At 47.5% G+C, this 14088-nt stretch carries 16 protein-coding genes and 1 tRNA gene; 4 read left to right on the forward strand and 13 right to left on the reverse strand.

What is annotated here, in order from left to right; translation table 11 throughout:
• Positions 1–354 precede the first annotated feature (354 nt).
• From ACWHAR_RS19000 to queG, 6 genes are all read right to left on the reverse strand, one after another.
• Positions 355–1065 (reverse strand): hypothetical protein, encoded by a 711-nt coding sequence (locus ACWHAR_RS19000; RefSeq protein WP_032874211.1) that lies wholly within the window; start codon positions 1063–1065, stop codon positions 355–357.
• 11 nt (positions 1066–1076) lie between these two features.
• Positions 1077–1790, reverse strand: coding sequence for a polymer-forming cytoskeletal protein (locus tag ACWHAR_RS19005; protein ID WP_032874209.1), 714 nt, complete (start codon positions 1788–1790; stop codon positions 1077–1079).
• Entirely contained in the window at positions 1781–2413 is a 633-nt protein-coding gene (locus tag ACWHAR_RS19010; RefSeq protein ID WP_032874207.1) for a YhbD family protein, read from the reverse strand. Before ACWHAR_RS19010 ends, ACWHAR_RS19005 begins: the two co-directional genes overlap by 10 nt.
• 137 nt (positions 2414–2550) lie before the next feature.
• Positions 2551–3033, reverse strand: coding sequence for a tRNA (uridine(34)/cytosine(34)/5-carboxymethylaminomethyluridine(34)-2'-O)-methyltransferase TrmL (gene trmL / locus ACWHAR_RS19015; RefSeq protein ID WP_007610253.1), 483 nt, complete (start codon positions 3031–3033; stop codon positions 2551–2553).
• Between the two features lie 36 nt (positions 3034–3069).
• Entirely contained in the window at positions 3070–3981 is a 912-nt protein-coding gene (locus ACWHAR_RS19020; protein ID WP_032875156.1) for an amidase domain-containing protein, read from the reverse strand.
• A 76-nt stretch (positions 3982–4057) separates the two neighbouring features.
• Positions 4058–5218, reverse strand: coding sequence for a tRNA epoxyqueuosine(34) reductase QueG (queG, locus tag ACWHAR_RS19025; protein WP_015239452.1), 1161 nt, complete (start codon positions 5216–5218; stop codon positions 4058–4060).
• Between the two features lie 84 nt (positions 5219–5302).
• On the opposite strand from queG, the gene ACWHAR_RS19030 reads away from it, so the two are divergent.
• Complete coding sequence (locus tag ACWHAR_RS19030) at positions 5303–5926, forward strand: hypothetical protein (protein ID WP_032874205.1); 624 nt, start codon at positions 5303–5305, stop codon at positions 5924–5926.
• Positions 5927–6015: 89 nt separating this feature from the next.
• Here the strand turns inward: ACWHAR_RS19030 and ACWHAR_RS19035 are convergent.
• A tRNA-Gly gene (locus tag ACWHAR_RS19035) sits at positions 6016–6089 on the reverse strand.
• Between the two features lie 190 nt (positions 6090–6279).
• On the opposite strand from ACWHAR_RS19035, the gene ACWHAR_RS19040 reads away from it, so the two are divergent.
• Both ACWHAR_RS19040 and ACWHAR_RS19045 read left to right on the forward strand, forming a co-directional pair.
• Positions 6280–6483, forward strand: coding sequence for a helix-turn-helix transcriptional regulator (locus ACWHAR_RS19040; RefSeq protein ID WP_003155407.1), 204 nt, complete (start codon positions 6280–6282; stop codon positions 6481–6483).
• Entirely contained in the window at positions 6480–6947 is a 468-nt protein-coding gene (locus ACWHAR_RS19045) for a hypothetical protein (RefSeq protein ID WP_032874203.1), read from the forward strand. Before ACWHAR_RS19040 ends, ACWHAR_RS19045 begins: the two co-directional genes overlap by 4 nt.
• Positions 6948–6967: 20 nt before the next feature.
• Here the strand turns inward: ACWHAR_RS19045 and rpsN are convergent, their stop codons facing one another.
• The 6 genes from rpsN to ACWHAR_RS19075 all read right to left on the reverse strand — a co-directional run bounded on the left by rpsN (position 6968) and on the right by ACWHAR_RS19075 (position 12336).
• On the reverse strand, positions 6968–7237 hold the full coding sequence (gene rpsN, locus ACWHAR_RS19050) for a 30S ribosomal protein S14 (protein ID WP_014417259.1): 270 nt from the start codon (positions 7235–7237) through the stop codon (positions 6968–6970).
• Positions 7238–7411: 174 nt separating this feature from the next.
• Positions 7412–8548, reverse strand: a complete 1137-nt coding sequence (gene ssuD, locus ACWHAR_RS19055; RefSeq protein ID WP_032874201.1) for an FMNH2-dependent alkanesulfonate monooxygenase — start codon at positions 8546–8548, stop codon at positions 7412–7414.
• Between the two features lie 24 nt (positions 8549–8572).
• Entirely contained in the window at positions 8573–9406 is an 834-nt protein-coding gene (locus tag ACWHAR_RS19060) for an ABC transporter permease (protein ID WP_022552806.1), read from the reverse strand.
• The gene (locus ACWHAR_RS19065; protein ID WP_032874199.1) at positions 9406–10395 is read right to left on the reverse strand and encodes an aliphatic sulfonate ABC transporter substrate-binding protein; all 990 of its coding nucleotides are present in this window, start codon (positions 10393–10395) and stop codon (positions 9406–9408) included. The genes ACWHAR_RS19060 and ACWHAR_RS19065 overlap by 1 nt, the downstream gene beginning before the upstream one ends.
• Positions 10396–10410: 15 nt before the next feature.
• Positions 10411–11178 (reverse strand): ABC transporter ATP-binding protein, encoded by a 768-nt coding sequence (locus ACWHAR_RS19070; protein WP_032874197.1) that lies wholly within the window; start codon positions 11176–11178, stop codon positions 10411–10413.
• Between the two features lie 222 nt (positions 11179–11400).
• Entirely contained in the window at positions 11401–12336 is a 936-nt protein-coding gene (locus ACWHAR_RS19075) for an amidohydrolase family protein (protein ID WP_032874194.1), read from the reverse strand.
• Between the two features lie 255 nt (positions 12337–12591).
• On the opposite strand from ACWHAR_RS19075, the gene katA reads away from it, so the two are divergent.
• Complete coding sequence (gene katA, locus ACWHAR_RS19080) at positions 12592–14037, forward strand: catalase KatA (RefSeq protein ID WP_032874191.1); 1446 nt, start codon at positions 12592–12594, stop codon at positions 14035–14037.
• Positions 14038–14088: the final 51 nt, after the last annotated feature.

Consider the following 14088-nt stretch of genomic DNA (forward strand, 5'->3'; position numbering starts at 1 on the left):
ACCTCCTCTATCATGTTTGATGCACTAGAAATAAGGTACTTTGTTACAATCTATGCGGTAACGTGATAATACATGCTTTTCGTTTCTTAAAAATAAAGACGTTATAAGGCCGTCATTGACAAGGGTCCGGTGCACCGTTCATAATGAAAGAAATACAGTTTCATCCAGACTCGGACATCAAATGGAAAAGCAAAGAGGAGGAGAAATGATGAAAACGATCATTTTACTTGGGGTCATTCTCACTTTTTTAGTATCCATTTTTACGGCGGGTTACGACAGCAAACCTGAAAACAAATAACGGCAAAAGGGTGCTCTTCATAAAGAGCACCCTTTCCTGCACAACATAACAATGTTTCATATTTGAATATGTTCTTGGACAGTTGATTTTTCATGAGATTTGCAGCTTGTTTGATACTCGATTTTTCCGATTTTGCAGCCCGGGCCGATTTCCACATGCTTTCCTCTGACGATGTCTGCTTCCGTGTATTCGAGGTAAATTGCGTCTCCTTCGATCAATTCAGCAGAAAGCGTGCCGGCTTTCCGTTTAAGAAAACCGGGTTTCCGTCTGACGGTGATCGATGTGCCGCCGATTTCTTTCACGCGGCTTCGGTCATAACGCAAATGGATGTTTACGTCCCCCGCGTTTAACAATCCCGCCACATTGATACATCCTGTTACATGAAGCAGCTCCGTCTCGCAATCGCCGCCGACGGTGAGACTTCCTTTTAAATGACACCGCTCTCCCGCGGCCCCGCCGCCAATTTCAGCAAGTCCTTTCAGCCTCATCGTGGCGAAACGCATGGAGCCGCCGACTTTCAATGTGCCCATCACATTTGCTGAACGTGCTGATAAATCTCCTGCAACTTCATGCTCTCCGAAAATTTTCAGCCTGTTGATCTCGGCATCTCCGAGAAAAAGTCCCGTACCGAATATCCGGCAGCGTTCGCTTTGAAGTCCTTCGCCGACAGTTCCTTCCCCTTTAATGCTTACATTTTGGTAGGACCCGCCGGAGGCGTGTCCGGCTCCGTACATTTTTAAATGACTCAATTTTTTTGTCGTTTCCATCGCAGCTCCTCCTATCGTTTCACGACTTCGTTAACCAAAGCGGAAGAATCACATGTAAAATCGCCGCTGTATTCCACAGTCCCAATGGTGCAGCCTGCGCCGATCTGCACATGATTTCCGCGGACTGTCTTCGCGTTCGTGTCCGCCAATTCAATGATGTCACCTTCAATCAGCTCCGCTGTCAGCACCGGGGCCGGCATCAGCTTAAAACGCGTAAGCACGCTCTTTCTGCTCATCACTTTCAAATGGCGGCAGCCGATTTCTTTCACATGGCTTTCTCCCGCCGTCAGCTTAATACTGACTTCATCGGCATTCAGCAGGCCGCCGATCTTGCATTTACCTTCCGAACGGAACGTCTCTGTCTCGCAATCGCCTTCAATCCCGGCTTTCCCGGATATGAAAATATCATCAGCTTTCACATCGCCGCCGAAAGATGAAAATCCCGCGACGTTCAGCCGCTCCGTTTTGACATCACCTTTAATGACACCCGTTCCGTTGATACGGATGGATTCAGCTTCGGCACTGCCGGAAATTTTCCCCGAACCGCTGATCGTCAGCGTTTGCGTCTTGACATGTCCGTCTGTTTTTCCGCTGCCGTTAAACAAAAAGCTCGCGCACTCCACATCACCTGACACCGTGCCGCTTCCGTTGATCTCCACTGTATGAAAACGGCCTCCTTTTGAACTTCCTGAACCGTTGATGATTAATTTATCTGTTACTTCCATTGATGGTCCTCCTGCATCCATTTCGTTTTTAATTCTTCCGATGCCGAAGCAAGCGCCACCCGTTCAACCACTTTGACAGTCGGTTCAAATAAAATCTGTTCCGCGTCAGCGATGAAGCACGTCGTTACGCCAAGCTTTCGGAGCATGACAAGCTCCGTATTTGCTTTCAGTTCGGAAGCCTCATACGTTTTCAGCACCCCTGCCGCCAATTTTCCTTCCTCAAGGCTGATATTGCCCGATCGCAAAAGTCCTTCAAGCACATATAAAGACAGCAGCGCGCGGGACGTGAATGTCACGCCGTCTTCGCCATAAACTTGCAGCGCAGCCTTTGAAATCAGTCCTTTTTGAAGCAGCTCCGCAGACGTTATATTGACATCAGTCATTTGCGGAGACAGCATTTCTCTCATTTCATCCAAAGACAGATTTTCTTTCATTTTCTGTATTTTTGAGATGCGTTTTAATATTTCCGCTCTCGGAAAAAATGTTTCCTGGCCTGTAAATGTTGATTTTCGGATAAACCATTCTTCAGGAATTAAATTTTTCCGTTTCCAGCGGTACAGCTGTCCGTATGAAATTGATGTTTCTTCCAGCAATTCTTTTTTAGAAATCAGTTGTTCCTCCATGAATCCAGCTCCTTCGATGAATGTATTGTAACATAACACTGTTACGTTGTTAAGCCTGGAAATATAAAAATGCCGTGAACAGCTGCTGTCCGTCTTTTTTATTCAATAAAAAAACGCCCGGATGCGGGCGTTTTTTCTCACGTCAAATCTCTGTAATTTTGCTGGCGCAGCGCTTCATATACAAGAATCGCGGCCGTGTTGGACAGGTTTAATGATCTCACATGCTCGGTCATCGGCAGACGCAGGCAGCGGTCCATATTGTTTTCGATCAATTCTTTCGGAAGTCCGCTCGTTTCTCTGCCGAATACGAAGAAAAAGTCTTCCTCCGTATTTGAGTAATCAAATGATGTGTGCGGCTTTTGACCGAATTTTGTAATGAAGAAAAACTTTCCGTTCTCATATGCCTCAAATAACTCTTCCAATGAATCATGATATACGACGTTGACAAACTCCCAATAATCGAGTCCGGCGCGCTTCAGCATTTTATCATCGGTTGAGAATCCGAGCGGGCGGATCAAATGAAGCGTTGTGTCTGTTGCCGCACAAGTACGTGCGATATTTCCCGTATTGGCCGGGATTTCGGGTTGATATAAAACGACATGTAATGCCACGATGTTCACCTCTGTTTTTTATTCCGCCCACCATTATATCATTAATTACTCTTTTGTCGTATCATCCGTAATATGAAAAAACGCATATCTGATGGAAGGAGTATACGCCGTTGAATCCTCATATGACCAATATCTCATTCTGCTGTCATACGTTTGGGCATTGACAAGCGGCATATTGCTTTTATCTTTTGCGACAACGATCGTCGTATGATTAAAACGCCCGTCTCCTTCAAAATCATAGCAAATGATATCTCCGGGCATCAGTTCTTCAGCTCTCGATACTTGCACCGCGCGAAGCCCTGCCTTGGATTGGGCCAGATACATCTTCATCGAATGCGCGACCGTCCAGCTGTAGCTCCACGAGCTTGCCTTCATCCACCAGCCTGAGCCTCTGTTCGGATGCCCCCGCATCGGTGCTTTTCCGGCATGTAAACATTGGGAAATAAAATTGGTGCAATTATCGCTGAAATTTTTATAAGCGGGATTTCGTTTATTCCAAAACTTCTCCGCGTACTGCACGGCAGCCAGACGGTCGTATTGAAACGCCCGCCCGAAATCTTCCCGTTCACTCCGCTCATATTCAATTACGCTGTTTCCGTCAGAAAATCCCGCCGGTTTTTTCTTTACTTCCCGGTCTTTAATCAACAGCTGATCATAGAGAAATGCAGTCCGTTCCTCAATCTGCTCTTCTAAGTAAAGGTGTCCGTCATGCTCCTTGCACAAATATTCGAAATGAATCGTGTACATGACGCATAACGTGCCGTCGTCCTCAAGGCTGCTTTTGACAATGACGGCTTTTGCCTTCGCTTTCACGATGTCAACTTTCCGTTTTTCAAACAGCTCTTTTTTTCTCGTCAGGACCTCAAGATCGCCGGGCTGCCCATTGTGCCTCATCTCGGTTCCGTTGATTAAATAATGAAGCCGGGCCTCCGCTAAATCTTCAATAATATGCTTCAAGCGCTCCACCCACCATACTGTTTTATAAAGAAAAAACACTTGAACTCCGGCCAAGTGCTTTTTCTCTATACATATGTCAGGACCGGCCGGTTTTAGTCTTATCAGAAACCGATAACAGCTCCAGTCCCTTTTCAATTTCCCGTATGGCTTCCTCATCCTGCTCCTTTTGAAGCGCTTTTTCTAATTCCCCCGCATAATCTGGGTCACCGATTTTCCCGATGGCCCAGGCGGCCGTCCCCCTGATGACGGGACGCGGATCTTGGTGCATCAAGGCCGTTAATTCCGGAAGAGACGAGGCATCTTTAAAATGAGCCAAAGCTAAAATCGCATTCCGCTGTATCGGCTTCTTGCCGCGCCATGACCCCGATACATGTCCGAATTTTTCTTTGAATTCGCGATTGCTTATGGTCAAAAGCGGCTTTAACAGCGGCTTTGCGATTTCCGGATCAGGCTCCATCTGCGGATGAAGATGAAAATCTTTCCCCTTATTAATCGGACAGACCGTCTGGCACGTGTCACAGCCATACAGACGGTTTCCGATTTTCGTGCGGAACTCATCCGGCAAAAATCCCTTTGTCTGGGTCAGGAACGAAATACAGCGCTGGGCGTTAAGCTGTCCGGGATTGACGAGTGCGCCGGTCGGACACGCGTCTAAACATTTTGTGCACGTACCGCACATATCTTCAATCGGCACATCCGGTTCAAAGGGCAGATTGGTGATCATTTCAGCCAGATAGACGTAAGAACCGTATTCAGGCGTGGTGATCATGCAGTTTTTGGCGCTGAAGCCGATTCCCGCCCGTTCAGCCACGGCCCTGTCGGACAATTCTCCTGTATCCACCATTGACTTTGTGCGGATATCCTCATGTTTGCTCTGGAGAAAATTCTCCAGCAGATCAAGCTTTTCCCGCAGCACGTCATGATAATCCTTCCCCCAGGAAGCTCTGCAAAAAATGCCGCGCCGCCCGTCCCTCGTGCTCCTCGGCGCATCTTTCATTTTGGAAGGATAAGCAAGGGCGATGGCGACAATCGATTTGGCTTTCGGGAGAAGCAAAGACGGAGTGACCCGTTTTTCAATATCCGGCTCTTCAAAACCGGATAAATAGCCGAGTGATTCCTGAAGAATCAGCCGGTCCCGCAGACTGTCGAACGTATCAGCCGTCGTAAATCCGATTTTGTCGACTCCGATGCTTTTGGCGTATTCGATTAATTCCTCTTTCAGTTTATGAATATTCATTTTTTGCACAGCCTCCTTTCTTTGTGATCAGGCTCCCGCACAGGTATAATAGAGTTTTATCATCCCGAAATGGAGTGAACACACTTGAACATCAGTTTAGATCCACTTATTGCTGAACGGGTGCCGGGGATCAAAGCGGCAGCCGTCTTATATGAACAGATCGAAGTCGGGCCTGCTCCGCAAATGCTGAAAGGCCGCCTCCGTTTATTTCAAGAATCTCTTTACTTTGATTATGCTGACGGCGGTATAGATGAGCAGCCTTTTGTAAGAGAGTGGGCGCGTTTGATGGAACAGCTCAGTCCCGCCTTTTCAGGACAAAAAACGCCGATGGAGCTTATGCTCGGCGATATTTCCCGGGAACGATTCATTGAAAGTGTGAATTCAGCCCATGATACCATACTTTTTTTCTCCTTGAAATATTCATTGCCTATCATGGCGTATGATGCCGCAGAAATAGATGAACCAATTTCAATTACGATCGGAGAAAAAGAAAGCGTACTGTCCTTCTCCGGCCCGGACGGCGTTTTCGGCGACTTCACCGGACATATCAATACACGCCCTGTCACGCCCGGCACAAAGAAAATGCTGCAGCTGATCTTTTTCCCGCCTTCATTTCATGCCGACGCGGCGGATGAGCTGCTATCATCCTTAACAAAAATGTTTGAACAAATTCACGGAGGCACGCATACCGTCTCTTGGCTTTCATAAAAAGACACGCCTTCGTGTCTTTTTTCACATAAAAAAACGCAATACTTCGTTTATCAGAGAAACGAAACACTGCGTTAATAACGTATGTATGGAGCGGGTGATGAGAATCGAACTCACGACATCAGCTTGGAAGGCTGAGGTTTTACCACTAAACTACACCCGCATCAAAGTTCTATTTTGTCAGTAGCGATTTGATGTTTCTAATATTACATGTATATTTTTTTTTCGTCAAGGGAATGTTAAAAAATTTGTCGAAAAAAATTCTTTTTTTGTCCATATGTTAAGTTAGGTTTACATTTTGTTAAATATCTCATACAATATGAAAAAGAAGAAAATTTGAGGTACGCCTGATGATGAAAAATAAAGTAAAAGAGCTGAGAGCCAGATTCGGCTATTCTCAGGAAACGCTTGGAAAAGAAGCCGGAGCCACCAGACAGACGATTGCAGCGATTGAAAAAGGAGATTATGTGCCTTCACTTTTATTGGCGCTTAACATCTGCCGGGCTTTCTCCCTGCCGATGGAGGAAGTTTTCTGGCTGGAGGAGGAGAAAAAATGAGTTTGAAAAGAAAAGCGTGTTTTCACCTTGCACTCTACGGATTAGCCTGCTGGACGCTTATTTCCTTTATGGAAGCGGCGCCGCGGATCGCTCAGTTTTTCCAAACGGAGGGGAGCGGTTCATTTGAGCTGAATATCACTCCGTTTCTGCTGTTTACCGTTTGTGCCTCATTGTATATCTATGCCGAAAAGAAAAAACGAAACGGCAAAAAGCACAGGCTTGTACCCGATGAATTTGAGGAACAGGATGAAAGAGAACGAATGATGACGGCTAAAGCTTGCCGTTCCTCGTATATCGCCGTTTACTTCTCATTGCCGGCCGCAGCCGTTTTGCTTTTGTTTTATCCGCTGATTCAGCCGCATCTACCCTTTTTTCCTATTCTTTTGATTTTCATTCTGATGATGATTCAGCATTTGGCTTATGTTTTCACTTTTCATAAGCACGGCAAAAACTCCGGTTCATGACAGATCCGGAGTTTTTTACATTACCAGCTCGCTTTTTTCACCCCGGGAACCCGGCCTTTATGGGCCAGTTCCCTGAATGCGATTCTGGACAGTTTAAATTTTCTCATATATCCGCGGGGCCGCCCCGTCACCGTACAGCGGTTATGAAGCCTGGCCGGAGCAGAATCACGCGGCAGTTTGCTCAACGCTTCCCAGTCTCCTTTTGCCTTTAATTCTCTTCGGATGTCCGCATATTGTTCAACAAGCTTCTGCCGCTTGAGCTCTTTGATCACTTTTGATTTTTTTGCCATTTCAGCACTCCTAACAAATCGTAATAATTACGTTTTGTATCATATCATCCATATGAGTATCGTGCAAGCTAAGCGCTTAAAAAGGCGGGTGAATACCCGCCTTCACTGCCGGAATTTCCCCGGAAATGAAACCGCAGAAAGCGCCCGCCGTCAATTATCCGCCTTGCGACGTCATCAGACTGTCGCTTTATTTCCTCTTGCAAAATGGTCGTTGCCCATTGCTTCACCCAGTCTGTGCTCAAGCTTTTTAGTCCGTTCATTCTGAAACGGCAGAAGCGGAAACACGAGTTCAGCCAGATAATAAGCTTCTTCCAGATGCGGGTAGCCTGAAAAGATAAACGACTCAATACCGAGTGCCTGATACTCTAAAATTCGAGTAGCGACGGTCTGCGGATCACCGACAAGCGCCGTGCCCGCTCCGCCTCTGACCAGTCCGATGCCAGTCCAGAGATTCGGGCTGATCTCAAGCTTCGAGCGGTCACCGTTATGGAGATCGGCCATCCGTTTTTGTCCCGAAGAATCAGCGCGCCGGAGCGCAGCCTGCGCTTTCGCAATCGTCTCTTCGTCTAAGTGGCTGATTAATCGTTCAGCCGCTTCCCATGCCTCTTCTTCAGTCTCCCGTACAATCACGTGAAGTCTGATGCCAAAACGCATCGTCCTTCCTTCCTTGGCAGCCTGTTTTTTAACGGTTTCAATCTTTTCTTTTACCTGCTCCGGCGGCTCTCCCCATGTTAAATAGACATCTGTATGTTTCGCCGCAGCCTCAATTCCCGCCTGTGATGAACCGCCGAAATATAATTGCGGATGCGGAGACTGTTTTGGCGGAAACAGCAGACTGCTGTTTTCCACCTTGATATGCTCCCCTTCATATGTCACCGTTTCGCCCCGCATGAGTCCGCGCCAGACGGTTAAAAATTCTTCAGTCGCCTTATAACGTTCATCGTGGCTGATAAACATGCCGTCTCCCGCCAGTTCATAAGGATCTCCGCCCGCTACGACATTTACGAGCAAACGGCCGTCTGACAGCCGATCCATTGTCGACGCCATTCTCGCGGCGACAGACGGCTGCATCAGTCCCGGACGGACCGCCACTAAAAATTTCAAGTCACTCGTTTCCCCCGCTAAAGCGGCAGCCGTCAGCCACGGGTCTTCACATGATCTCCCCGTCGGCAGCAGAACCCCCGTATACCCGAGTCTGTCTGCCGCCTGTGCCACTTGCTTAAAATAAAGATGATCCGCCGTTCTCCCTCCCGTTTGCGTCCCTAAATACCGGCCGTCACCATGCGTCGGAATAAACCAAAGAATCTCCATATGAATCTCTCCTTTTTTAATAGGTTACCCTTCATAACTGTTCCGCCATTTTAATAGTTTCCGTTCGAGCATTCTGACCAATGCATCTGTCAGCTTGCCGACAGCCGCAAAAATGATAATGCCGACAAACACCTTATTTGTCTGTGAAAATTGTCTGGCATCCATAATCATATAACCGACGCCCTCGCTCGATCCCATCAGTTCCGCCACCACGAGACCGAGCCACGCAATGCCCAGAGAGAGCCTGATGCCGAGCAGGATATTCGGCAGAGATGCCGGAAGAATTAATTTTGTCATCTGCTGATACCAGTTAAATTCCAGCACCCGCGCGACGTCAAACAGCTTCGCGTCCACACTGCGGATTCCGAGAAACGTATTAATGTACACGGGGAAAAAAGCCCCCAATGCGATCAGCAGAATTTTTGATGTCTCATCAAATCCGAACCACAAAATGAACAGAGGAGTCACGGCCAAGTGCGGAACCGTTCTGAGCATTTGCAGAGACGGATCAAGATATGCTTCCGTCCGCTTTGAAAAACCGACCAGCAGCCCGAAAACAAGCCCGAGGCCAGCGCCAAGCAGAAATCCTGCAGCCGCCCGGTATAAGCTGATCTCTAAATGACCCCAAAGTTCACCTGAAAGAAGAAGTTCCTGAAACGTCTGCAAGATGACGACAGGCGACGGGAGCACCGTGGCCGAGACGATGCCCAGACTTGCGATAAACTGCCATACTGCGATGACCGCAGCCGGGAGTACAACCCCCTTCATCCATTGGTATGAATACTTCCGGGATCTTGCCAGAGCTTTCTTTTCTGATTGGCTTATTGCGCCGGCAGCCGTTGATGCTTCTGCTTTCATTACTTGCCATCCCCCGTTTCAAGCGCTTTTTTAATAAATGAATTGTCAACAACGTCTTTTACATGAATTTTCTTATGAATCGCTTTTGTTTGATATTGAAAATCAGCGGTTTCCTGCTGGGCTTTGACAATATCATCATTGATCGGTTCATTGAGAGGCTCAGTATTGTTAAGCACGTTTCTGACGACTTTCGGATCAAGATGTTTGATTTTCGCATATAAGGAGACAGCTTCATCTTTGTGTTCCTTTTGCCATGTAACTGCTTTATTGAACACTTTCAGAAAACGGACCACCTCATCCGGGTGTTCTTTGGAAAATCCCGTTCTGACTAACGTGAAACCGGGAGAATATAAATCTGTGCTTTCTCCGTTCGCCAATATTTCCGCCCCGTGCTGCAGCGTTTCAATCGACAAATACGGCTCCCAAATGGACCATGCGTCAACTGATTTGTTTTCAAAAGCGGAAACCGCCTCATCAGGCTGAAGCTGGATGATGGTGACGTCATCGGCGGAAAGACCCGCTTTATCTAAAGCTTTATAGAGAAAATCAAAGCCGCTGCTGCCTTTGGCTACGGCGATTTTTTTACCTTTCAATTCTTTCAGGCTCTGAATCCCGCTGCCCTTGTTTACGAGAATGCCGTTTGCCTTTAACCCGTCCTGAGACAGCCCGATCTCTTTAAAATCAATTCCTGCCGCCTGACCGGAAATGACCGGTGAATTGCCGACCTGGGAAAAATCAAGCTTATCGGCGGCAAGACCTTCAAATTGCGGAGGACCGCTTTGGAATTCGACCCATTTTACTTTTATTCCGTCTTTTTTGAAGGCCTCTTCAAACCAGCCTTTTTCCTTGGCAATGAGAAGCGGGCTTAAACTCTGCTGGATGCCGATCCGGATTTCTTTCACCGTTTTCCCGCTCCCTCCTGTCCCGTTTGCACTGCATCCGGAAGACATCATGACTGCTGCGGCTAAAAGAATGATGATTTTTTTCACTTCGCTTCGTCCCTTCTATATCCCGGACCCATCCGCAAACCGGAGGTCTTCCGTTTTCTCAAACTCAGAAAGCACCTTCTGCCGGACGGCCTGAAAATCCGCTGACGTCCGATTGCGCGGATGCGGAAGCTGAATCGGCATCAGGCTGTGCAGCCGGCCGGGCTTTGCCCTGAGGATCGCCAGCTTATCGCCTAAATAGACGGATTCATCAATATCATGCGTGACCAGAATCATCGTCGTTTTTTTCTCGCGCCATATATCAAGCAGCACATCCTGCAAATGTTTTCTCGTAAAAGCGTCAAGCGCCCCGAACGGTTCATCTAAAAGCAGCACCTCCGGCTCACGTAAAAGAGCTCTGGCGATGGCAACCCGCTGCGACATGCCGCCGGATAATTCGCGCAGATAAGCGTTCTCCGCTCCCTGCAGCCTGACAACCTCAATCAGATCATCCACTTTTTTCCGAACGGCCGGGTCGTTCATATTGAGATCGGCAGCGATGTTTTGTTTTACCGTCAGCCAGGGAAACAGCCGGTGCTCCTGAAAGATAAATCCCTGCCGGATGCCCGGTCCCGACACATTGCGGCCGTTTATTGTGACAGAGCCTTTATAATCGGTATCAAGACCGGCAATCAATTTTAAAAGCGTGCTTTTGCCGCATCCGCTCGGCCCGATGACAGTCAAAAATTCTCCCGATGCAATTGACAGCTCAATATCATTCAGCACCGGCGTTTTCCGGCCTTCATGCTCAAAAGCTTTTTCTTGTATGCTGATGGTTACAGCCATCTGTCTTCCCCTCTCTTTCTGCCGCGTGCGATCGAAAAACAAAAAGGCCCCCATCTCCGATTGCTTGCAGAGATGGGAGCCTTCGGCGGTCCGATCGGCAACCCGTTTGTTTTTAAATTTGAATATCATGTTAATTCAAATTATTCCGACTTGTCAACTGTTTTTTATAAGAATTAAAATACGCCCTCCGGCATAACCCTGCCAGAGAGCGCATCGGCTGTATCACGTATTCACTTCCTTTTCTTGGCGGGCGATTTTCAATAATGTCCGCGCGTTGTTGCCGAAAATGTTTTCTATATCTTCTTCCCGCATATTGATTTCCCGGCAGGTCCTCACCTGCTCCTGAAGATATCTGTATACATATCCTCTCGGAAATCCGTTCGAATCCGTCCCGAAGATGATCCGTTCAGCACCGATTAATTCAGATGTCTTTCGAAACAGAATTTCCAAATCAAGCGGGTACGGCATCCACCTCATCCACTGATTTGAGCCGGACGTGTCAATATACACATTCGGGCAGCTCCAGCACAGCTGCAGCAGTTCCTGATAATATCCGGCGCCGAAATGCGGAATGATGAACGGTATATCAGCATACTCTCTCGCAACGCGATAGATGGAGAGCGGGTTGATGTTGCGATGGCTGACAATGCCCCCCGCTCTTCCTAAAAGCCCAAAGTGAATTAATACAGGCAGCCTTTTGTCAGCTAAATAAGTCCACAGCTTTTTCAGCGACGGATCATGAAAATCGATGTCTGTCAGCGGCCCGAACAGTTTATATCCTTTCAGACCGAGCTCTTCTACCGCTCTTTTCAGCTCTTCATACGCATCCTCCCGCTCCAAAGGATGATATGCAAATCCGGTAAATCTCGCGGGATTGGCTTGAATAAACGCCGCCATCCGGTCATTGCTCTCTGCTGTTAAAAAATTCAGCACGTCAATGCCGTACTTATCTAATTCATTCTCCCATCTTGTCATCAAAGCGATTTCGCCCTCATCGCCATCAACATCATGCGGATCAGGAAAGTCCCAAGTCAGATTCATTCTTTCTGACCGCTCCCGGTTATAATCGGAAAATGTCTTATCGTTTTTGCCGAAATAAAGGCTGTACGGCAGATGACCGTGAATATCGACAGGTTTAAAATGCTGTCGGAAAAGCATACAATCGCCGCCTCCCTTACCGCCTGACAATAAAAAAGGCCCTTATCCAGTGAAGAATAAGAGCCTCTTGTGTCCAAGTCAGCGGTTTCTATTTTTCCTCATCTTAAACCCATTATTCCCGTCAGTCAAGTAGGCTTTCAAAACCAAACTCTTTTTTCGATAATAAAAATAATTATTTTATAATCATTATAAAATAATATTGACTTTTTACTGATAGGTGATATTATGTTTTTATAAATCTAAAGAGGTGATCACATGAGTTCAAATAAATTGACAACCAGCTGGGGCGCTCCTGTCGGAGATAACCAAAACTCAATGACGGCCGGCGATCGCGGTCCTGCTTTAATACAAGACGTCCATCTGCTTGAGAAATTGGCGCACTTTAACAGAGAACGCGTTCCCGAGCGTGTCGTTCACGCAAAAGGCGCGGGCGCACACGGTTATTTTGAAGTCACAAATGACGTTACAAAATATACGAAAGCCGCATTTCTGTCAGAAGTCGGTAAACGCACGCCGCTCTTCATCCGTTTCTCAACCGTTGCGGGCGAACTGGGCTCTAGTGACACAGTGCGCGACCCGCGCGGATTTGCCGTTAAGTTTTATACAGAAGAAGGAAACTACGACATCGTCGGAAACAATACACCCGTGTTCTTCATCCGCGATGCCATCAAGTTCCCTGACTTTATCCATACACAAAAAAGAGATCCGAGAACACATCTGAAAAATCCGACGGCCGTTTGGGATTTCTGGTCTCTGTCGCCGGAATCCCTGCACCAGGTAACCATTCTGATGTCAGACCGGGGCATTCCGGCGACTCTTCGCCATATGCACGGATTCGGAAGCCATACATTTAAATGGACAAATGATAATGGCGAAGGCGTCTGGATTAAATATCACTTTAAAACAGAGCAAGGCGTGAAAAACCTTGATGTAAATACAGCCGCAAAAATCGCGGGCGAAAATCCCGATTACCATACGGAAGATTTGTTCAATGCGATTGAAAACGGCGATTTCCCCGCATGGAAATTATATGTTCAAATCATGCCGTTAGAAGACGCAAACACATATCGCTTTGATCCGTTTGACGTCACAAAAGTATGGTCTCAAAAAGACTATCCGCTCATTGAAGTCGGCCGCATGGTTCTGAACCGCAATCCGGAAAATTACTTTGCGGAAGTAGAACAGGCGACGTTCTCTCCCGGCACATTAGTCCCCGGCGTCGACGTCTCACCTGACAAAATGCTTCAAGGCCGGTTGTTCGCATACCATGACGCGCATCGCTACCGTGTCGGCGCGAACCATCAGGCGCTGCCGATCAACCGTTCCCGCAATGAAGTGAAAAACTATCAGCGTGACGGACAAATGCGTTTTGATGAAAACGGCGGCCGCTCCGTCTATTACGAGCCTAACAGCTTCGGCGGCCCGAAAGAGTCACCTGAAGATAAACAGGCGGCATATCCTGTATCAGGTTTCGCTGACAGTGTAAGCTATAATCATCATGATCATTACACACAAGCCGGCGACCTGTACCGCCTGATGAGCGAGGAAGAGCGCGCGCGCCTTGTCGCCAATATCGTCAGTGCGATGAAACCTGTGGAAAAAGAAGAAATTAAGCTGCGCCAGATCGGCCACTTCTACAAGGCTGATCCTGAGTACGGCAGACGCGTTGCCGAAGGACTCGGACTGCCATCACCAAAATAACATCAAAAAACCTGCCGGTCTGCCCGGCAGGTTTTTCCTGTTTATTATCAA

It is taken from the genome of Bacillus sp. LR--39, from assembly GCF_053613335.1.